The sequence below is a fragment of the Streptomyces canus genome (genome assembly GCF_001514145.1).
Lineage (GTDB): Bacteria > Actinomycetota > Actinomycetes > Streptomycetales > Streptomycetaceae > Streptomyces > Streptomyces canus.
In genome coordinates, this window is sequence record NZ_KQ948661.1 from 596,630 (window position 1) to 616,172 (window position 19,543).

At 70.9% G+C, this 19,543-nt stretch carries 16 protein-coding genes; 8 read left to right on the forward strand and 8 right to left on the reverse strand.

The window, feature by feature from the left end; translation table 11 throughout:
• Positions 1-39 precede the first annotated feature (39 nt).
• The 3 genes from AQJ46_RS22320 to miaB are packed head-to-tail and all read right to left on the reverse strand — an operon-like array spanning position 40 to position 2,620.
• On the reverse strand, positions 40-747 hold the full coding sequence (locus AQJ46_RS22320) for a class III extradiol dioxygenase subunit B-like domain-containing protein (RefSeq protein WP_059207254.1): 708 nt from the start codon (positions 745-747) through the stop codon (positions 40-42).
• Positions 748-757: 10 nt separating this feature from the next.
• Positions 758-1,054: a hypothetical protein gene (locus AQJ46_RS22325; RefSeq protein WP_057613286.1), complete on the reverse strand. Its 297-nt coding sequence runs from the start codon at positions 1,052-1,054 to the stop codon at positions 758-760.
• 39 nt (positions 1,055-1,093) lie between these two features.
• Positions 1,094-2,620 carry a tRNA (N6-isopentenyl adenosine(37)-C2)-methylthiotransferase MiaB gene (miaB, locus tag AQJ46_RS22330; RefSeq protein WP_079072385.1) on the reverse strand — a complete coding sequence of 509 codons (1,527 nt, stop codon included), beginning with the start codon at positions 2,618-2,620 and terminating at the stop codon, positions 1,094-1,096.
• A gap of 608 nt (positions 2,621-3,228) precedes the next feature.
• Between miaB and argG the strand changes: the two genes are divergently transcribed.
• Positions 3,229-4,683: an argininosuccinate synthase gene (gene argG / locus AQJ46_RS22335; RefSeq protein ID WP_057613288.1), complete on the forward strand. Its 1,455-nt coding sequence runs from the start codon at positions 3,229-3,231 to the stop codon at positions 4,681-4,683.
• Positions 4,684-4,727: 44 nt separating this feature from the next.
• Here argG and rutA read toward each other — a convergent pair whose 3' ends face one another.
• A complete protein-coding gene (rutA, locus tag AQJ46_RS22340; protein ID WP_059207256.1) occupies positions 4,728-5,801 on the reverse strand; it encodes a pyrimidine utilization protein A in 1,074 nt (357 codons plus the stop codon).
• 169 nt (positions 5,802-5,970) lie between these two features.
• Between rutA and AQJ46_RS22345 the strand changes: the two genes are divergently transcribed.
• The gene (locus AQJ46_RS22345) at positions 5,971-8,859 is read left to right on the forward strand and encodes a SpoIIE family protein phosphatase (RefSeq protein ID WP_059207257.1); all 2,889 of its coding nucleotides are present in this window, start codon (positions 5,971-5,973) and stop codon (positions 8,857-8,859) included.
• 101 nt (positions 8,860-8,960) lie between these two features.
• On the forward strand, positions 8,961-9,413 hold the full coding sequence (locus AQJ46_RS22350; RefSeq protein WP_059207258.1) for a hypothetical protein: 453 nt from the start codon (positions 8,961-8,963) through the stop codon (positions 9,411-9,413).
• Here AQJ46_RS22350 and AQJ46_RS22355 read toward each other — a convergent pair.
• Both AQJ46_RS22355 and AQJ46_RS22360 read right to left on the reverse strand, forming a co-directional pair.
• Entirely contained in the window at positions 9,400-10,053 is a 654-nt protein-coding gene (locus AQJ46_RS22355; protein WP_059207259.1) for a response regulator, read from the reverse strand. The two genes, AQJ46_RS22350 and AQJ46_RS22355, sit on opposite strands and share 14 nt — an antisense overlap.
• Positions 10,053-11,000, reverse strand: coding sequence for a HAMP domain-containing sensor histidine kinase (locus tag AQJ46_RS22360; protein WP_208616963.1), 948 nt, complete (start codon positions 10,998-11,000; stop codon positions 10,053-10,055). Before AQJ46_RS22360 ends, AQJ46_RS22355 begins: the two co-directional genes overlap by 1 nt.
• Before the next feature lie 161 nt (positions 11,001-11,161).
• On the opposite strand from AQJ46_RS22360, the gene AQJ46_RS22365 reads away from it, so the two are divergent.
• The 3 genes from AQJ46_RS22365 (at position 11,162) to AQJ46_RS22375 (ending at position 14,261) form a co-directional block, all read left to right on the forward strand.
• Positions 11,162-11,647 carry a cation:proton antiporter regulatory subunit gene (locus tag AQJ46_RS22365; protein WP_059207261.1) on the forward strand — a complete coding sequence of 162 codons (486 nt, stop codon included), beginning with the start codon at positions 11,162-11,164 and terminating at the stop codon, positions 11,645-11,647.
• Between the two features lie 4 nt (positions 11,648-11,651).
• Positions 11,652-12,875, forward strand: coding sequence for a cation:proton antiporter (locus AQJ46_RS22370; RefSeq protein WP_059207262.1), 1,224 nt, complete (start codon positions 11,652-11,654; stop codon positions 12,873-12,875).
• Positions 12,876-13,265: 390 nt separating this feature from the next.
• Complete coding sequence (locus AQJ46_RS22375; RefSeq protein WP_059207263.1) at positions 13,266-14,261, forward strand: TAXI family TRAP transporter solute-binding subunit; 996 nt, start codon at positions 13,266-13,268, stop codon at positions 14,259-14,261.
• On the opposite strand, the gene AQJ46_RS22380 is transcribed toward AQJ46_RS22375, so the two are convergent.
• Both AQJ46_RS22380 and AQJ46_RS22385 read right to left on the reverse strand, forming a co-directional pair.
• The gene (locus tag AQJ46_RS22380; protein ID WP_059207264.1) at positions 14,251-15,633 is read right to left on the reverse strand and encodes a sensor histidine kinase; all 1,383 of its coding nucleotides are present in this window, start codon (positions 15,631-15,633) and stop codon (positions 14,251-14,253) included. The genes AQJ46_RS22375 and AQJ46_RS22380 overlap by 11 nt on opposite strands.
• 1,169 nt (positions 15,634-16,802) lie before the next feature.
• Positions 16,803-17,489: a response regulator transcription factor gene (locus AQJ46_RS22385; protein ID WP_057613298.1), complete on the reverse strand. Its 687-nt coding sequence runs from the start codon at positions 17,487-17,489 to the stop codon at positions 16,803-16,805.
• Between the two features lie 301 nt (positions 17,490-17,790).
• Here AQJ46_RS22385 and AQJ46_RS22390 point away from each other — a divergent pair, with 301 nt between their 5' ends.
• A complete protein-coding gene (locus AQJ46_RS22390; RefSeq protein WP_057613299.1) occupies positions 17,791-18,567 on the forward strand; it encodes an amino acid ABC transporter ATP-binding protein in 777 nt (258 codons plus the stop codon).
• 61 nt (positions 18,568-18,628) lie between these two features.
• Positions 18,629-19,474 (forward strand): glutamate ABC transporter substrate-binding protein, encoded by an 846-nt coding sequence (locus AQJ46_RS22395; RefSeq protein ID WP_059207333.1) that lies wholly within the window; start codon positions 18,629-18,631, stop codon positions 19,472-19,474.
• The last annotated feature ends 69 nt before the right edge of the window (positions 19,475-19,543 follow it).

The following is a 19,543-nucleotide window of genomic DNA, read 5'->3' on the forward strand; positions in this document are numbered from 1 at the left end:
CCCAGGACTCCTCTACGGCTCCTGCGGCTCGTCCGGCCGTCAAGACCAGGTCGCGACCACGTACCCCACGCCGTACGGCGCGTCCTCGTACAGCAGCGAGCCGCCGAGGTCCGCGCCCTCGGCCGCCCCCGCGAGGACCTGCCAGCAGGCCCGGCCGGAGGCCTGCAGTTCGTACGCCAGCTCGGCGTCCAGCGCTTTCAGGGCCGCCACGTCGGCCGCGCCCAGCGCACGCGCGACCTCCGCGTCGAACGGCGCCGCGCGCTCGTCGAGGTAGCCGGGTGCCTTGAGCGTGCGGCAGGCGCTGGCGTCCCCCATCACCAGCAGTGCCACCCGCTCGGCCCGGGCGGCGATTTCCCTCCCGGTCTGAATACACCGCTCGGGCTCCAGAGGTTCCCCCACGCCGAGTCCCTCGATCGGGGCGTCGGAGCAGCCGACGCGGTCCAGCAGCCAGGCGGCGACCGCGAGGGAGGTCGGCAGCGTGCCCTGCGGGGCCGGCCCCTGCCCGAGCCTCACGTCCACCTCCACGCCGAAGCCGCGGAACGAGCCGCGAGCGCCCGGCGGGTGCGGGCCACGCCCACTCTGCTCGGCGGGCCCCACGACGACGAGACGGTCGGGCCGGGCCGCCGCGAGCACGCCCAGCGCGTCCGTGCAGGCGGCGCGGGCCCCGTCGAGCTCGGGCGCCGCCCCGGCAGCGACCGGCGGCACGAGAAGGGGCGGACACGGACAGACAGCGGCTGCTACAAGCATGATCAGCAGCCTACTTCCAGGCCCAGGGCCAGGACTCGGGATGGGTGCTCCACGCCAGTTCGCCGAGCCGGTACACCACGCGAAACGTGGCCATCACGCCCTCGATGTTCGCGTAGTAGGCGTCCCCGTCACCGATCCGGTAGACCTGCCGACGCTTCTGGCGCAGACCGACGCCCGGACGATGAGTGCAGGCGATCTCGTACAGGCGGGCGCGGGCCTCCTCCCGAGTGCCCTCGAAGTGCGCCACTTCGTCGACGTCGTGATGGTCCCTGTGACTGCGGTCGACCAGGACCACCCAGCGCGCCATACCCCGCCCCGCCTCTCCTGCGTGACCGGCGGCGGGCGCTCAGTGCGCCGCGCAGCCGCCCGTGACCGCCGGCAGCGGCTCGGGGATCCCGATCTTCGGGAGGCCCAGCATGACACCCGCGGGTTCGGCGGCCTCGGCCGCGTTCCGCTTCTGCCACGCGTCCCCCGCGCGCGTGCGGCGCACATCGAGGACGGCGCCCTCGGCGAGGAGGTGGTGAGGGGCGGCGTAGGTGATCTCGACCGTGACCACGTCGCCGGGGCGGACCTCCTGGTCGGGCTTGGTGAAGTGGACCAGACGGTTGTCGGGGGCGCGGCCGGAGAGGCGGTGGGTGGCGCCGTCCTTGCGGCCCTCGCCCTCGGCGACCATCAGCTCCAGGGTGCGGCCGACCTGCTTCTTGTTCTCCTCCCAGGAGATCTCCTCCTGGAGCGCGACAAGACGCTCGTAGCGCGCCTGGACGACCTCCTTGGGGATCTGGTTCTCCATGGTCGCGGCAGGGGTCCCGGGACGCTTGGAGTACTGGAAGGTGAAGGCCTGCGTGAAGCGGGCCTCGCGGACCACGTGCATGGTCTGCTCGAAGTCCTCCTCGGTCTCGCCGGGGAAGCCCACGATGATGTCGGTGGTGATCGCCGCGTGCGGGATGGCGGCGCGGACCTTGTCGATGATCCCGAGGTAGCGCTCCTGGCGGTACGACCGGCGCATCGACTTCAGGACCGTGTCCGAACCGGACTGCAGGGGCATGTGCAGCTGCGGCATGACGTTCGGCGTCTCGGCCATCGCCGCGATCACGTCGTCGGTGAAGTCGCGCGGGTGCGGGGAGGTGAAGCGGACGCGCTCCAGGCCCTCGATCGCGCCACACGCGCGCAGCAGTTTGCTGAACGCCTCGCGGTCGCCGATGTCGGAGCCGTACGCGTTGACGTTCTGGCCGAGCAGCGTGATCTCGGAGACGCCCTCGCCGACCAGTGTCTCGATCTCGGCGAGGATGTCGCCGGTGCGGCGGTCCTTCTCCTTGCCGCGCAGGGCCGGGACGATGCAGAAGGTGCACGTGTTGTTGCAGCCGACGGAGATCGACACCCAGGCCGCGTAGGCGCTCTCGCGCCGGGTCGGCAGCGTGGACGGGAACGCCTCGAGGGACTCGGCGATCTCGACCTGCGCCTCTTCCTGCACGCGCGCGCGTTCCAGCAGGACCGGCAGCTTGCCGATGTTGTGCGTGCCGAAGACGACGTCCACCCAGGGCGCCTTCTTGACGATGGTGTCGCGGTCCTTCTGGGCGAGGCAGCCGCCGACCGCGATCTGCATGCCGGGCCGCGAGGCCTTGCGCGGCGCGAGCCGGCCGAGGTTGCCGTAGAGCCGGTTGTCGGCGTTCTCCCGCACCGCGCAGGTGTTGAAGACGACGACGTCCGCGTCCCCGTCGGAGCCCTCGGGGGCGGGTACGTATCCCGCCTCCTCCAGCAGTCCGGACAATCGCTCGGAGTCGTGGACGTTCATCTGGCACCCATAAGTGCGCACTTCATACGTCTTCGAAGAGGGAACGTCCACTGCCGGGCTCCGGTCGCTGCTGCTGGTCATGGCTCAAGGGTAGGCGCTCCGCGGAGACCGTCGCCCCGGTGCTCAGCCGTGGCCGTTCATCGGCGCACCAGTTGCTGCAAGGCGCTCGCGCTGACCGTGGCAGGGCTCGGACGGGCGGTCGGCCACGATCAAGAAGCGGACTCCAGTGACCTTGCCTTTGGCCGTGAGGGAGGGTGTCGACGTAGGCGACGGTTCCGCGGCGGGCACCAGTAGCCCTGGACCACCAGGTGCGCGTCGGCGGTCTGCCGCGGCGCCGTCAGGTCGGGGCGCGGCAGGAGCTCGGCGAATCCGGTCAGGATTCAAGGTGCCGGAGGCTGCCGCACCGCCGTGGCCTGGTCGCCGACGGCACCTTCACATAGCCGGCACCTGCGAGGGTCGTGGACTTCGCCCGTGGAACCGGTGAGCAGGCCGGAGGCGCTGACCCGCGTGGTGCCCTCGTAACTGCCCGCGCCGGTCTGCTCGTTGGCCGACACGGCAGAGGCGGCTGTAGGCGCAGCCGTACGCCACAGGGCGGCTGCACCCGTGTCGCCGCACGAATGACCTGAATCACGTGCGGGGTGACACCAGGGGGCTTTGCATGATCATGCGTCGTCATGCATAATCTTCCTATGTCCAAGGTCCTCACGTCCCTCCCCGCCGGCGAGCGCGTCGGCATCGCCTTCTCCGGCGGTCTCGACACCTCCGTCGCGGTCGCGTGGATGCGCGACAAGGGCGCCATCCCCTGCACCTACACCGCGAACATCGGCCAGTACGACGAGCCCGACATCGACTCGGTGCCCGGCCGCGCGCACGCCTACGGTGCCGAGATCGCGCGCCTGGTCGACTGCCGTGCCGCGCTGGTCGAGGAGGGACTGGCCGCGCTCACCTGCGGGGCGTTCCACATCCGCTCGGGCGGGCGGGCGTACTTCAACACCACGCCGCTGGGCCGCGCCGTCACCGGCACGCTCCTGGTCCGGGCGATGCTGGAGGACAACGTCCAGATCTGGGGCGACGGTTCGACCTTCAAGGGCAACGACATCGAGCGGTTCTACCGCTACGGCCTGCTCGCCAACCCGAACCTGCGGATCTACAAGCCCTGGCTGGACGCGGACTTCGTGACCGAGCTCGGCGGCCGCAAGGAGATGTCCGAGTGGCTGGTCGCGCACCAGCTGCCGTACCGGGACTCGACCGAGAAGGCGTACTCCACCGACGCCAACATCTGGGGCGCCACGCACGAGGCCAAGACCCTGGAGCACCTCAACACCGGCATCGAGACCGTCGAGCCGATCATGGGCGTCAAGTTCTGGGACCCGTCGGTCGAGATCGCGCCCGAGGACGTCACGGTCGGCTTCGACCAGGGCCGCCCGGTGACCATCAACGGCAAGGAGTTCGGCTCCGCCGTCGACCTGGTCATGGAGGCCAACGCGATCGGCGGCCGGCACGGCCTCGGCATGTCCGACCAGATCGAGAACCGGATCATCGAGGCCAAGAGCCGCGGCATCTACGAGGCGCCCGGCATGGCCCTGCTCCACGCCGCGTACGAGCGTCTCGTCAACGCGATCCACAACGAGGACACCGTCGCCCAGTACCACAACGAGGGCCGGCGCCTGGGCCGTCTGATGTACGAGGGCCGCTGGCTGGACCCGCAGGCCCTGATGATCCGCGAGTCGCTCCAGCGCTGGGTCGGCGCGGCGATCACCGGCGAGGTCACCCTGCGTCTGCGGCGCGGCGAGGACTACTCGATCCTCGACACCACGGGCCCGGCGTTCTCGTACCACCCGGACAAGCTGTCGATGGAGCGGACCGAGGACTCGGCCTTCGGCCCGGTGGACCGGATCGGCCAGCTCACCATGCGCAACCTCGACATCGCCGACTCCCGCGCCAAGCTGGAGCAGTACGCCGGCCTCGGCCTGATCGGCACCGGCAGCCCCACGATCGGCGCCTCCCAGGCGGCGGCCACGGGCCTGATCGGCACCATGCCGGAACTCCCCGAAGGCGGCGCCGAGGCGATCGCGTCCCGCGGCGAGGTCTCGGAGGACGAGGCCCTGCTGGACCGGGCCGCCATGGAGTTCGGCACGGACTAGTCACCTCGTGAAGGAGGCCGGTGCGATGGCGCACCGGCCTCTTCTCATGTCCGCCCGTCCCGCGACCGCATCAACGGCTGGATCCGCGTCCCGAACCTCTCGATGCCCTCGAGGAAGTCGTCGAAGACCAGCATGATCCCCTTGGTCCCGTCGACCCCGGCGATCTCGTCGAGCATGCGCGCGACACTCCCGTACGACCCGACGAGCGTCCCCATGTTGAAGTTCACGGCGCCCTCCGGCAGCACGATGGTGCGGGCCGTGGAGGAGTCGTCGGCGCTGGTGTCGGTGGCCGACTCCCCCGCCATGTAGGCGAGCGCCGCGTGGTCGGCGCCCTCGTGGTAGTCCTGCCACTTCGCGCGGGCGGCCTCGTCGGTCTCGTCGGCGATGACCATGAACAGGGACAGGGCGCCGACGTCACGGCCGGTCTCCCGCGCCGCCTGAACCAGCGTGGCCGCGCTGTCCGAGAAGGCCAGCGGTGTGTTCACCCCGCTGCCCAGGATGAAGTTGTAGTCGGCGTGCCCGGCGGCGAACCGCATGCCCGTGCCGCTCTGCCCGGCGGCCACGATGTCGATGTGCCCGTCCGTGGGCCGCGGCGAGAGCACGCAGTCGTCCATCTCGTAGAACTCGCCCTTGAAGTTGCTGACGCCCTCGCTCCACAGCTCCTTCATCACCGTCACGTACTCCACGGCCCGCGCGTACCGGTTGCCGAAGTGCTCGTCGCCGGGCCACACGCCCATCTGCGCGTACTCGCCGGGCGCCCAGCCGGTGACGATGTTGACGCCGAACCGCCCGGGGGCGATGGAGTCGACCGTGACCGCCATGCGGGCGACGATCGCCGGCGGCAGGGCGAGGATCGGCGTGGAGGCGTACAGCTTGATCCGCTCGGTGACCGCCGCCAGGCCCGCCATCAGTGTGAACGACTCCAGGCAGTGGTCCCAGAACTCGGTCTCGCCACCGAAGCCCTTGAGTTTGATCATGGACAGGGCGAAGTCGAATCCGTGCTCCTCGGCCTTCTGCACGACCGCCTTGTTGAGCTCGAAGGTCGGCATGTACTGCGGGGAACTCTTGGAGATGAGCCAGCCGTTGTTGCCGATGGGGATGAAGACACCGATGTCCATGCCGTTCCTCATGATCGGAGACTGCCCGGTCCGACGGCACGGTACACGGCCGGTGTTTCGGCAACTTCCTGTGAAGCATGGGCAGTTGAGGTGAAGGAAGGACGGGAAACAGCTCGTCGGAAACGGTGAAGCAGGTTTCGAACGGAAACGGGAACGATAAGTTCCCTCCATGAACGCGCGGCTCGCTCTTCTCGGCACGGTCACCCCTGGTGCGACGGAGAGCGAGGTCTTCCGGCTGGCGCTAGGGCATGCGGTCGGCGAGCTGAGCGCGCTCGGCGGGGCCATGCACCTGCGCGGCCCGATGTCGGCTCTGCGCCTGGTGTCGTCCGTCGGTCTGCCGCCCGCCCTCACCCGCTCCTGGGAGATCGTCGACCAGGAGGGCCCCCTGGCCCCGGCCCGCGCGCTCCAGCAGGGCGAGGGCGTCTGGGTGCCGCTGTCCCAGGACGCCCCGCAGGAGGTTCCCTGGCCCGGCACCGGCCTCGCCGCCCTCCCGGTGTTCAGCGGCCGGCGCAGCATCGGCGCGCTGACCGTCCTGGCAGGCGAGCGGGGCGAACCCACCCCGCGGCACTGGGACTTCCTGCGGGACGTCGTCGCCTGGACCGAGGACCGCATGGCCCAGGCACCACCGCCGTCCGGCCCCTCCCAGGCGGAACTGGGCGGCGAACGGCTCCGGCAGGCCCTGAAGGAGGTCCAGGTCGGCTCGTGGGACTGGGACATCCGCAACGGTGACCTGATCTGGGACGAGGCAGCCCTGGCGTTGTACGGCACCCGACCGACCGACTTCACCGGCCGGATCGACAACTGGATGCGGATCGTCCACCCCGACGATCTGGCACCCACGCTGGCGGCGGCGCAGCAGGCCATTCTCGACCACAGCGTCTACGAGGCCGAGTACCGCGTACGGCGCCTGGACGGCACCTGGGGGTGGACGCAGGCCCGCGGGCGGGCCACCTACGACGAGCAGGGCGAGCCCCTCCGGATGATCGGCGTGGGCTGGGAGAGCAACGAGTCGCGCACCGCGCGCGACGCCCTCAGCAGGGCCCTGAGACACATGAGCGACGGCTTCCTCGCGGTGGACGACGAGTGGCGGATCACCTTCGCCAACCTGGAGGCGGAACGCTTCCTCGGCTTCTCCGAGGAGGAGCTGTTCGGGCGCCTGCTGTGGGACCTGCCGGCCACACGGCAGGTCCCGGGCCTGAAGGAAGGCTGTCTGGAGGCCGGGGCCCAGGAGAAGCCCGCCGGGTTCGACGTGTATCTCGCGGAGTGCCGGCGGCGGGTGCATGTGCGGCTGGTGCCGGGGCCCGACGGCCGCACCCTCTACTTCCAGGACGTCACGGAGAAGCGCCGGCTGGCGGAGGAGCGGCGGGCGACGGAACGGGCCGCGGCCGAGCGGGCGGTGCGGATCGCCGAGTTGACCACGGAGCTCGCCAAGGCGACGACGTCACGGGACGTGGTGGACGCGGTCGCCCGGCGGGTGCTGCCGCCGTTCGCCGCCTCCGGGCTGATGGTCCAGGTCAGCGAGGGCGACCGGCTCCACCATGTCGGTGCGGTCGGCTATCCCCAGGACTTCGTGGCCCTCCTCGACAGCCGCTCCCGGGCGGCGACCGGCGACCCCGCCTGGGACACGATCGCGTCCGGCCTCCCGCTGTTCATGTCCTCGGCCCACGAGTACGCCGCCCGCTACCCGGAGCTGGCCGGCTTCCCCGCCCGTGGCGAGAAGAAGTCCTGGGCCTTCCTGCCACTGACGGCGTCCGGGCACACCTTCGGGGTGTGCGTGGTCTCCTTCGACCGGCCGCGGCTGCTCGACGACGAGGAACGCGCCCTGCTCACCACGATCACCGCCCTCGTCGCCCAGTCCCTGGAGCGGGCCCGGCTCTACGACGCCGAGCACACCCGGTCCCGGGAACTCCAGCGCAGTCTGCTCCCGCAGGCGCTGCCCGACCTGCCCGCGTGCACGGCGGCCGCGCGCTACCTGCCGGCCGGACCGGGCGCGGACGTGGGCGGCGACTGGTACGACCTCATCCCGCTGTCCGGCGGACAGGTGGCGCTGGTCGTCGGCGACGTGATGGGCCACGGTCTGCCGGAGGCGGCCACCATGGGCCGGCTGCGCACCGCGGTGCACACCCTGGCCGACCTGGAGCTGCCGCCCGGCGAGATCCTCGGCCATCTCAACGACATCGTCGGCGGCATGGGCGAGGCGTCGTACGCCACCTGTCTGTACGCGCTCTACGACCCGACGACCCGGATCTGCTCCATCGCCCGGGCCGGCCATCCACCGCCGGCTCTCGTACGGCCCGACGGAACCGTGCACTTCCCCGAGCCGGACGCCGATCCCCCGCTGGGAGCCGCCAAGCCCCCGTTCGAGACGGCCGAGTTGGAGGTGCCCGAGGGCAGTCTGCTCGTGCTGTACACCGACGGGCTGGTGGAATCGGCGAAGCGGGAGATCGACGAGGGCATGGCGGAGCTGGCGCGGCTGCTCGGCGCCGCCCACGCCGACGGGACCGCCGTAGACCTTGAACGCCTGTGCGACACGTTGACGGCCGGTCTCCTGCCGACGGACCAGCAGGCGGCGGACGACGCGGCGTTCCTGGTGGCCCGCCTGCACGCGCTGCCGGCCGACCGGATGGCCGGCTGGTCCCTGCCCGAGGACCCGAAGGCGGCGAGCCAGGCCCGCCGCCACATCCGCGAACAGCTCGCGGCCTGGGACCTGGACGACCTGTCCCCCACCACGGAGCTCCTGGTCAGTGAACTGGTCGGCAACGTCGTCCGGCACGCCCGCGGTCCCGTCCGTCTGCGCCTTCTGCACACCACCGAGCTGATCTGCGAGGTCTACGACGGCAGCCAGACCATGCCCCGTATCCGCCGGGCCACGGAGACCGACGAGGGCGGCCGGGGTCTGCAGCTCATCTCGGCCCTCTCCACCCGCTGGGGCGCCCGCTACACCCAGACGGGCAAGTGCATCTGGACGGAACAGTCCCTGCGGGGCCCGGACCTGCCGTCGGACGTGCTCTTCCTCAACCCCGCGGATTTCGACGAGGACTGGGACGAGCTCCTGTGACGACGCGTGCCCGTTCGGCCCAGCACAACGGGCCGGACGCCGGGGCGCGTCCCTAGGGTCGCGGTGACGGCTGTTCAGGCCCCACCCGAAAGGCACGACCCATGGGAATACGCATCGCACTCACCGGCGCCGCGGTGGCGGTCCTGGCGACCGCAGGACCGCTGACCGGCGTCGCACATGCTGAAGGCGACCGCGACTGCGCCGACTTCGTCTACCAGGAGGACGCGCAGGCGGCGTTCGACCTCGACCCGACCGACCCCGACCGGCTCGACGAGGACCGGGGACGGGACGACGGCATCGCCTGTGAGGTGCTGCCCCGAAGGGACACCGAGGCCGTGAGCGTGGCCACTCCTCTTCCGACGGCGACCGTGACCGTGGCCACGCCTCTCCCGACGCTCGGTGTCCAGGGCGGGTCCGGTGGCAGCGTGGGCCCGGCCGGCTTCGAGCGGGCGATCGGGGTGGCACTGGCACTCGGCGGGGTCGGGCTCGCGGGTGCGTACGTGGTGCGGCGGCGCCGGGCCGCACAGCCGCAGTCCCGTCTCAAGGGTCGATGAGCCCCGCCCGTATCGCATACCGGGTCAGCTCCAGCCGGTCCCGCATCCCCAGCTTGTGCAGCAGATTCGCCCGATGCCGCTCGACCGTCTTCGCGCTGATGAACAGCAGCTCGCCGATCTCCTTCGTGGTGTGCCCCTCGGCGACGAGCTTGAGGATCTCCTCCTCGCGCTCGGTGACGGCCCGCGCGGGCAGGTCGTCACCGCGGTGCAGCCGGTCGAGGTAGGAGCGGACGAGGGCCCGCTCGGCGCCGGGGTAGACGAAGGACTCGTCGCGTACGGCGGCCCGGCACGCCTCGACGAGATCGCGGTCGGCGACGGACTTGAGGACGTATCCGCTGGCACCGGCCTTGAGGGCCTCGAAGAAGTACTGCTCGTTGTCGTACATCGTCAGGATCAGGATCCGCAGGTCAGGCAGCCGCCGGGACAGCTCGCGAGCCGCCTGGAGCCCGGTCATCCGTGGCATGGCGATGTCCAGTACGGCGAGATCGACCTCACGCGCGCGTGCCAGCTCCACCGCCTCCGCGCCATCGCCCGCCTCGGCCACGACCGTGAGGTCAGGCTCCCCCTCCAGGATCAGCCGGACTCCTCGTCGTACGAGGGTGTGGTCGTCGGCGAGCAGGACACGGGTCGGCTCCGGCATCAGCGCACCCCCGCCGGGGCCGGTATCCGCAGCCGCACGTCCGTCCCCCGACCGGGCCCGGGCTCCACCGAGAACACCGCCCCCACCAGCAGCGCCCGCTCCCGCATGCCCTGTATCCCGGCCCCCTCGACCGCCCCGCCCAGACCACTGCCGTTGTCGCGCACGAGGAGCTCGACACCCCCGGCGACGGGCTGGAGCCGCACCTCGGCCCGGTCGGCGGCGGAGTGCCGCGCGGTGTTGGTCAGACCCTCCTGGGCCACCCGGTAGACGACCAGCTCCGACTCCTCGGTCAGCCGGGGCAGATCGCCCCCGACGTGATGGCGCACGGTCAGCCCGTGCGTGGTGAACTCGGCCGCCAGGGACCGCAGCGCACTCGGCAGCCCGAGCTCCTCCAGCACCCCGGGCCGCAGTCGGCGCGCGATCCGGCGGATCTCGTCCAGACCGGCCCGAGTGGCCTCCTGTGCCTGTCCCACTTCCTCCCGCAGTTCCTCCGGCGCCCGGTCGGCGACTCGCTTCAGCTGGAGCAGCACGGCGGTCAGCGTCTGCCCGACCTCGTCGTGAAGCTCACGTGCGATGCGATGCCGCTCCCTCTCCTGCGCGGAGAGCGCGTGGGCCGCGCCGGTCGCCCGCTCGGCCTCCAGCCGGTCGAGCATGGTGTTGTACGTCGTGATCAGCGCGGCCGTCTCGGAGGGACCGGAGACGGGAGCACGCACCCCGGGACGCAGCAGATCGGCGGCTGCCATGGCCCGCCCCAGCCGCTGGAGCGGGATGAGCCCGACCCGCAGCACGACAGCGTTGGCGGCCAGCAGCAGAGCCAGTCCCCCGAGGACGACCACGGCCTCCCCCTGCCGGACGGGCGTCGACACGGTGACCGGCCCCAGCAGCAGCGCGGCGGCGACGACGAGGCCCGCGGCGTTGAGCGAGAAGATCCGCCAGAACAGCGACACGGTCCTGTCCTCACTCCTCTCGTACGACGCCCGAGGACCCACTCTCGCCGGGCCCCGCCGCTCGCGTATATCCGTCACGTCACCCATATCGCCACCGTACGGGGAGCTGGCAGCATGCGAACCCGGCACCCGTGACCACACGAACCACAAGGGGAAGAAACGTGTCTGCACCACGCCTGAGGGCGACGCCGCTGCCGGGGATCGGGGTCCAGTACGACCTCATGACCCGCGAGGACCGCCATCTCTCCGTGGTGGCGCACCGCGACGGTGCCCGTACCGTGAGCGTGTACCGGGCCGACGACCCCGACTCCTGCGCCCAGTCGCTGCGCCTGACCGGTTCCGAGGCGGGCGCCCTGATCGACGCGCTGAAGCCCTCCCACCACAGCGCGAGCCTCCTCTACACCTCGGACCTGGGCCTGGTGGCGGAGCGCATCGAGGTGGCGGCCGGGTCCCGCTGGAACGGCCGGGTCCTGGGCGACACGAAGATGCGCACGGACACCGGCGCGTCCGTCGTGGCGGCCCTGCGCCGGGCCGAGGCGATCCCGTCCCCCGCGCCGGACTTCCGCCTGGCGGGCGGCGACATCCTCATCGTCGTGGGCACCCGCGAGGGCGTGGACGCCGCCGCGGCGATCCTCGGGCGGGAGTGAACGCGTGCACTCCGCGGTCCTGCTGATCGAGTTCGGCTCGATCATCCTCGGCCTGGGTCTCCTCGGCCGTTTCGCCGCCCGTTTCCGCCTCTCCCCCATCCCCCTCTACCTCCTGGCCGGCCTGGCCTTCGGCGAGGGCGGCCTGCTTCCGCTGGGCGCGAGCGAGGAATTCGTGTCGATAGGCGCCGAGATAGGCGTCATCCTCCTGCTCCTGATGCTCGGCCTGGAGTACACGGCCGGCGACCTGGTCACCAACCTCAAGGCCCACTACCCCTCCGGCCTGGTCGACGGCGCCCTCAACGCCGTCCCGGGAGCGGCGGCCGCTCTCCTGCTGGGCTGGGGCCCGGTGGCGGCGGTGGTCCTGGCGGGCGTCACCTGGATCTCCTCCTCCGGTGTCATAGCGAAGGTCCTGGGCGACCTTGGCAGGGTCGGCAACAGGGAGACCCCGGTCATCCTGAGCGTCCTGGTCCTGGAGGACCTGGCGATGGCGGTGTACCTGCCCATCGTCACCGCCCTCGTCGCCGGAGCGGGCCTGCTGGCCGGCAGCCTGACCCTGGCCATCGCGCTCGGGGCCGCGGGCCTGGTCCTGTTCGTGGCGGTCCGCTACGGCCGCCTCATCTCCCGCTTCGTCTCGAGCGACGACCCGGAAAAGCTCCTGCTGGTGGTCCTGGGCCTGACGATCCTGGTGGCGGGCGTGGCGCAGCAGCTCCAGGTCTCGGCAGCGGTGGGCGCGTTCCTCGTGGGCATCGCCCTCTCGGGCGAGGTGGCCGAGGGCGCCCACACCCTCCTGAGCCCTCTGAGGGACCTCTTCGCCGCGGTCTTCTTCGTCTTCTTCGGCCTCCACACGGACCCGGCGAGCATCCCCCCGGTCCTGCTCCCCGCCCTGGCCCTGGCCCTGGTCACCGCGGCAACCAAGATCGCCACCGGCTACTGGGCGGCCCGCCGAGCCGGAATCTCCCCCAGGGGCCGCTGGCGCACGGGCGGCGCCCTGGTCGCCCGCGGCGAGTTCTCGATCGTCATCGCGGGCCTGGCGGTCTCGGCCGGCATAGAACCCTCCCTGGGCCCCCTGGCCACGGCCTACGTCCTCATCCTGGTCATCCTCGGCCCCCTCACGGCCCGCTACACGGAGCCCCTGGCGACACGACTGACGGCTCACCGGGAGTCCCCGACGACGACGGAGAGCGGTTCGCGGGTGGCGGAGGCGTCGGTGGGGCGGGACGGCGCGTAAGGGGGTGCCGGGTCGGGTTGTCGGGCGGGTGCCGGTGAGTGGGGGCTGGTCGCGCAGTTCCCCGCGCCCCTGGGGAGTTGCAGCCACCCGCGCCACGCAGGACCGTTCGCCACCTCGCCCACCACGACGGGCCGTTCGCCGTACCGCGCGCCACGACGGGCCGTTGGCCGCGTACGGCCCCGACCCACCCACCAGACCGCACGCGCTACAAGCACCCCCACCGAAGCCGAAACGGGCCGCCGCAGGCATCAGGGGCGCGGGGAACTGCGCACAACGCCCGCCCCCACCGAACCGAAACAGGCCGCCGCAGGCACTGCACGTCACACCGCCGGAGGCCACCGCAGGCACCCGCACTGGCCAGCCCCCACACCCCCTGGCAGGATCACCGGCATGCCCACGCCGTTCCTCCGCCTCAGCCGCCGCCGGGCGCTCCAGACCACGGCCGCCACGGTCGTGGCCCTCGGCCTGCTCCTGTGGTGGCTGCTCCCGCTGGGCGAAACCCCCCCGACCGGCACGATCACCTTCAGCACCGGCACAAGGGCGGGCGTCTACCAGAAGTACGGCGCTCTCCTCCGCAACGCGATCCACAAGGACATGCCGGACCTGAAGGTGAAACTGGAGACCAGCGCGGGCTCCCAGGAGAACGTCAGACTCGTGGCGACCGGACAGTCCGACTTCGCCATCGCCGCGGCCGACGCGGTGGAGACCTACCAGCAGAACGGCGACCCCGGCGCCGACCAGCTCCGCGGCGTGGCCCGCCTCTACGACGACTACGTACAGCTCGTCGTCCCGGCCGACTCGGACATCCGCACCGTGGCCGACCTGAAGGGCAAGCGCGTCTCCATCGGCGTCCCCAACTCCGGCGTACGACTGATAGCGGACCGCGTGCTCAACGCCGCCGGCATCGACCCGGACAAGGACATCCAGCCGAGGGCCGAGGGCATCGACACCGGCCCCAAGCTCCTCGGCCACGACCTGGACGCGTTCTTCTGGTCCGGCGGCCTGCCCACCGACGGCCTGAAGCAGCTGGCCGAACGCTCCGCGTTCCGTTTCGTCCCGATCGAACCGTCCCTCGTGGCGAAGCTGCACGCCGAGGGCGAGCCCACCCGCTACTACCGCGCCACCAACATGCCGGCGTCGGCGTACCCGTCCGTCCAGAACAACAGGACCGTCCCGACGATGGCCGTATCCAACCTGCTGATCACCCGCGAGGACATGGACCCCGAGCTCACGGAGTGGCTCACCCGGACCGTGATCAAGAGCAGGGACGGCATCGGCCACGACGTCCACTCCGCCCAGCTGGTCGACGTCCGCACAGCGATCTACACCGACCCGGTCCCCCTCCACGATGGCGCCCGCCGCTACTACCGCTCGGTCAAACCGTAGGGCGACTACGGGGCACGGAGACGGTCACCACCAGCCCGTGCGGCTCATGGTGGCCGTACGAGATCGCCCCGCCCCCGGCAGCCAGCAGCGCCCGCGAGATGGACAGCCCGAGACCGGACCCCTTGATGTTCTGATGCCGCCCGCTGCGCCAGAACCGGTCGCCGACACGCGCGAGTTCCTCATCGGTGAGCCCGGGTCCGCGGTCGGCGACGACGACCGTCGAGGTGTCCCCGTCCGCGGCGACCGTGACCTCGACGGTCTCGTCCTTGGGCGTGAACTTGATCGCGTTGTCGATGACCGCGTCGAGGGCGCTGGAGAGGGTGACGGGGTCGGCCCAGGCGGTGGTGGGCGGACAACTCCCCACCAGCCGCACTCCCTTGGCCTCGGCGGTGGGCGTCCAGGCGGCGACGCGTTCGGCGGTGAGCTCCCCGATGTCGGTGATCCTGAGGTCGGCCTCGGTGTGCTCGGCGAGCGCGAGGTCGAGGAGGTCGTCGAGGACCTGGGCCAGCCTCTTGCCCTCCGTCTGCACGGAGGCGATCTCGGTGTTCCCCTCGGGAAGTTCGAAGGCGAGCAGCTCGATACGCAGCAGCAGGGCGGCGAGCGGATTCCTCAACTGGTGGGAGGCGTCGGCGACGAAGGCCCGCTGCTGCTCCAACACGTCCTCGACGTTGTCCGCCATCTCGTTGAACGAGCGGGCCAGTCGCCGCAGTTCGGGCGGCCCCCCGGCCACCGCGACCCGAGACTTGAGCCGCCCGGTGGCGATGTCGTGGGTCGTTGCGTCGAGGACTCGTACGGGCCTGAGCACCCAGCCGGTCAGCCGCAGCGCGGCACCGACGGCCAGCAGCATGGCGGCGAGTTCGCCCGCGAAGATGACGAGCCAGCCGTGCAGGATCCGCGAACGCATCGGCCCGGTGGGCGAGTCGGTGACGACGACCGCGACGACGTCGCCGTCCCGGATCACCGGCGAGGCGACGACCAGCCGGCCCCGCTGCCAGGGCCAGACCTGCTTGGGGTCCTGGCTTCGGCGGCTGAGCAGCGCCTCACCGAACGCGTCGCGCACCTCGCCCTCCCGGGGGAGGAACCATCCGCGCGGCGCGGTGGCCATGGGCACATCGCCGTCGTAGAAGACACCGACACGAATGCCGTAGACCTTGTAGTAGCTGGCGAGTTCACTCTCCAGCGTCTCCAGGCGCTCGTCGGAGGCGTCGGTGACGAACTGGGCGAGCGCGGCGAAGTGCGCGGTGTCGTCGATGCGGTCGACGACGACCTTCTGCTGCTGGGCGGAGGCGACACCGATGGCGAGCGGCACGCCCAGGGCCATCAGCACGGCGGCCATGAGGACGATGAGCAGCGGAAGAAGACGTGTACGCACGGCCCCGCCTACACCCCGCACCGAAGCCGCGAGCCCCCACACACGCGGGCCCCACTACGCGCACTTCGACACCGCCGAGCCGTGGCCACACGGGCAGCACCGTGGTCCCGGAAGCCATGGGCCGCACGGCACACGCAGTCGGGCGCGGCGCCTTGGTCATGGGTCCCACCCACACCCAGCCCCCGTCGGCACGCGCAGACGGGGGAAGCGCTCCGATTGCAGATACCAGCCACACCCAGCCCCGGACGGCACGCGCAGACTTGGACAGCACTCCGGTTCCGGGTACCAGCCACGCCCGCCCCTTGCCCCCACGCCACCACACGGAACGCGCGCACGGGCGCGGCGCCCTGGTCATGGGTCCCACCCACACCCAGCCCCTGCTGCACCGTCTCCACGCGGCGCACGCAGACGGGGACGGGGACGGGGACGGCGCCCTGGTTCCGGATCCCACTCACGCTCGGCCCCTGACGGCACGCGCAGATTTGGACAGCACACCCGTTCCGGATACCACCCGCTCCCAGCCCCTGCCGCACCGCGCCCCGGCACCGACCGACGCCATCGCCGGAACCGCCCCAGGCACCCGCACGGAGCCGCCCAAGGCGGCCACCGCGCACGCGGGCACCCTCGCCGTCGCACTCACCCGCGCCCACAGACACCGTCCCTCTCCTGCCCCGAATCACTCACCCCGAGCCTCGCACAGCTCCGTGCCCCGCACCCCCATCCACAGCCTTCACCGCGGCCACTCAGCCACACCTCCACGCGGAGCCTTCACCGCCGCCCCCTCACGCCAGCCATACACCCCTCGACGCACGCCAGGCCGTACCCCTCACTCTCGACCCGCCCCTCACCCCAGGTCATGCCCCCTACCTCGCCCCGCCCCTCATCCCAGACCGTGCCCGACCCTCGACCCAGCCTTCACCCCGGACCTCAGCCGAAGCCGTCGCCCCGGCCTTCACCCCGGACCTCAGCCGAAGCCGTCGCCCCGGCCCGCCCACTCCAGCCCCAGCCCGGCCTCGCACCTTCACCCCAACACCCCAACAACCCACCCCAGGCCTTCCCATCGCACCCTCGGCCCAGCCACCCGAACCGACTCATCGCACCCCAGGCCCAACCCTTCGCGCCCCGAGCCACCGCCCCCAACTCCGCCGCGAGCCCCGGTGCCCCGCCCCTCACACCCCCGGCGCCACCAACCGGTACCCCACGCCCCGCACCGTCTCGATCAGCGCCGGCATCCGCAGCTTCGCGCGCAGGGACGCCACATGTACCTCCAGCGTGCGACCGGTCCCCTCCCAGCTGGTGCGCCAGACCTCGCTGATGATCTGCTCGCGCCGGAAGACCACACCGGGCCGTTGGGCGAGCAGCGCCAGGAGGTCGAACTCCTTGCGGGTGAGCTGGACGACCGTGCCGTCGACGGTGACCTGACGGGTCGGCAGTTCGATGCGCACGGCGCCGAGGACCAGCGCGGTGTCCCCGCCGCCCGACGCGTCCTCGTGGACGGTGCGCCGGCTGACGGCGTGGATGCGGGCGAGCAACTCCCCGGTGTCGTACGGCTTGACCACGTAGTCGTCGGCACCGAGGTTGAGACCGTGGATGCGGGAGCGCACGTCGGAGCGAGCGGTGACCATGATCACCGGAGTGCTGGTGCGCTTGCGGATCTTGCCGCACACCTCGTAGCCGTCCTGGTCGGGCAGCCCGAGGTCCAGGAGCACGACGCCGAAGCCGTCCACCTCCGGGACGAGCGCCTGGAGGGCCTCCTCGCCGCTGCGGGCGTGCGTGACGTCGAAACCGTGCCGGGCGAGCACCGCGGACAGCGCGGCGGCCACGTGGTTGTCGTCCTCGACGAGGAGAAGTCTCACCCCGGCCCCCTTTGGTCCGTCGGACGTACTATCTGAATGTGCAGTGAACAGGTACAAATGTGCGTGCGCACACGCGCGTGCGCACCGTGCAGTCATGCTGATGGATGAGGACGGCGTCAAGAGGGTTCCGGTTGCACCGCGGTTCCGTTACCCGGCCGGTATGCGCACTGGTCGCAAGTGCTACGACACGTGTCCGATTGCTATCGGATCGTGATGCTCAGATTCCCCTCAAGACTAATGACGCTGGTCGCATGGGGTTACTACTGTCCTCCGAAACCGAGGAGGACGGAGCCAGAGAGCGATGACCGAAGTATCGGCGGCCAAGGAAGATGCGGTCGCGACCGGCGAGCTGGTCGTCCTGAGGAGCGTCAACAAGCACTTCGGTGCGTTGCACGTACTGCAGGACATCGACCTGACGATCGCCCGCGGCGAGGTCGTCGTGGTCATCGGACCCTCGGGGTCCGGGAAGTCCACCCTGTGCCGCACCATCAACCGCCTGGAGACGATCGACACGGGTTCGATCGCCATCGACGGCAAGCCGCTGCCCCAGGAGGGCAAGGAACTGGCCCGGCTGCGCGCCGACGTCGGAATGGTCTTCCAGTCCTTCAACCTCTTCGCGCACAAGACCGTGCTCGAGAACGTGATGCTGGGCCAGATCAAGGTCCGCAAGGCCGACAAGAAGAAGGCCGAGGAGAAGGCGCGCGCCCTGCTCGACCGGGTCGGCGTCACCACACAGGCGGACAAGTACCCCGCCCAGCTGTCCGGCGGTCAGCAGCAGCGTGTCGCCATCGCCCGCGCCCTGGCGATGGACCCCAAGGTCATGCTCTTCGACGAGCCCACGTCGGCCCTCGACCCTGAGATGATCAACGAGGTGCTGGAGGTCATGCAGCAGCTCGCCCGCGACGGCATGACAATGATCGTCGTCACGCACGAAATGGGTTTCGCACGATCGGCTGCAAATCGCGTGGTGTTCATGGCGGACGGACGGATCGTCGAGGAGGCTGCGCCCGACCAGTTCTTCAGCAATCCGCGCAGCGACCGTGCCAAGGACTTCCTGTCGAAGATCCTGCACCACTGACGTGCCACCCGGATCGACCACCGACGGCTCTCATCTCTTCACCACCCAAAGGATGTTCACCATGAAGCTCCGCAAGGTCACCGCCGCCTCGGCAGCCGTTCTCGCTCTCGCCCTGTCCGCGACCGCCTGCGGCGGCGACAGCAAGGACGACAGCTCGGGCTCGGGTTCCAGCGGCGGCGGCAAGATCAAGATCGGTATCAAGTACGACCAGCCCGGCCTCGGCCTGAAGGAGCCCGACGGTTCCTTCTCCGGCTTCGACGTGGACGTGGCGACGTACGTGGCCAAGCAGCTCGGCTACGAGCCCAACCAGATCGAGTTCGTCGAGACCAAGAGCGCCGACCGTGAGAACGCGCTCGCCCGTGGCGACGTGAAGCTCATCGCGGCCACCTACTCGATCAACGACGAGCGCAAGAAGAAGGTCGACTTCGCCGGCCCGTACCTGCTGGCCCACCAGGACCTGCTGGTCAAGAAGGACTCCAAGATCAGCGAGGCCACGGACCTCAACGGCGAGAAGCTGTGTTCCGTGACCGGCTCGACCTCGGCGCAGAACGTCAAGGACGACTTCGCCCCGAAGGCCCAGCTGAAGCAGAACTCCGGCTACTCGGAGTGCATCGCCGCCCTCCAGAGCGGCGCCGTGGACGCGGTGACCACGGACGACTCGATCCTCGCGGGCTTCGCGGCCCAGGACAAGTACAAGGGCCAGTTCAAGCTCGCCGGCCTCAAGCTGAGCAACGAGAACTACGGCATCGGCGTGAAGAAGGGCGACACCGCGACCCTGAACAAGGTCAACGCCGCCCTGGAGAAGATGGTCAGCGACGGCTCCTGGCAGAAGGCGGTCGACGACAACTTCGGCCCGGCCGGCTACAAGAACGAGCCCGCCCCGAAGGTCGGCGTCATCGTCAAGTAACGCGGGACCACCGGCGCGCCGCCGCCCGCCACGATCAGGGCGGCGGCGCGCCGCGCCCGTCCACTTACG

Bases quoted from the DNA above. Each gene is read 5' to 3' on its own strand.
- AQJ46_RS22375 (WP_059207263.1), top strand. From the start codon at position 13,266: ATGCCCACGCCGTTCCTCCGCCTCAGCCGCCGCCGGGCGCTCCAGACC.
- AQJ46_RS22345 (WP_059207257.1), top strand. From the start codon at position 5,971: ATGAACGCGCGGCTCGCTCTTCTCGGCACGGTCACCCCTGGTGCGACG.
- argG (WP_057613288.1), top strand. From the start codon at position 3,229: ATGTCCAAGGTCCTCACGTCCCTCCCCGCCGGCGAGCGCGTCGGCATC.
- AQJ46_RS22350 (WP_059207258.1), top strand. From the start codon at position 8,961: ATGGGAATACGCATCGCACTCACCGGCGCCGCGGTGGCGGTCCTGGCG.
- rutA (WP_059207256.1), bottom strand. From the start codon at position 5,801: ATGGACATCGGTGTCTTCATCCCCATCGGCAACAACGGCTGGCTCATC.
- AQJ46_RS22320 (WP_059207254.1), bottom strand. From the start codon at position 747: ATGCTTGTAGCAGCCGCTGTCTGTCCGTGTCCGCCCCTTCTCGTGCCG.
- AQJ46_RS22390 (WP_057613299.1), top strand. From the start codon at position 17,791: ATGACCGAAGTATCGGCGGCCAAGGAAGATGCGGTCGCGACCGGCGAG.
- AQJ46_RS22325 (WP_057613286.1), bottom strand. From the start codon at position 1,054: ATGGCGCGCTGGGTGGTCCTGGTCGACCGCAGTCACAGGGACCATCAC.
- AQJ46_RS22395 (WP_059207333.1), top strand. From the start codon at position 18,629: ATGAAGCTCCGCAAGGTCACCGCCGCCTCGGCAGCCGTTCTCGCTCTC.
- miaB (WP_079072385.1), bottom strand. From the start codon at position 2,620: ATGACCAGCAGCAGCGACCGGAGCCCGGCAGTGGACGTTCCCTCTTCG.
- AQJ46_RS22355 (WP_059207259.1), bottom strand. From the start codon at position 10,053: ATGCCGGAGCCGACCCGTGTCCTGCTCGCCGACGACCACACCCTCGTA.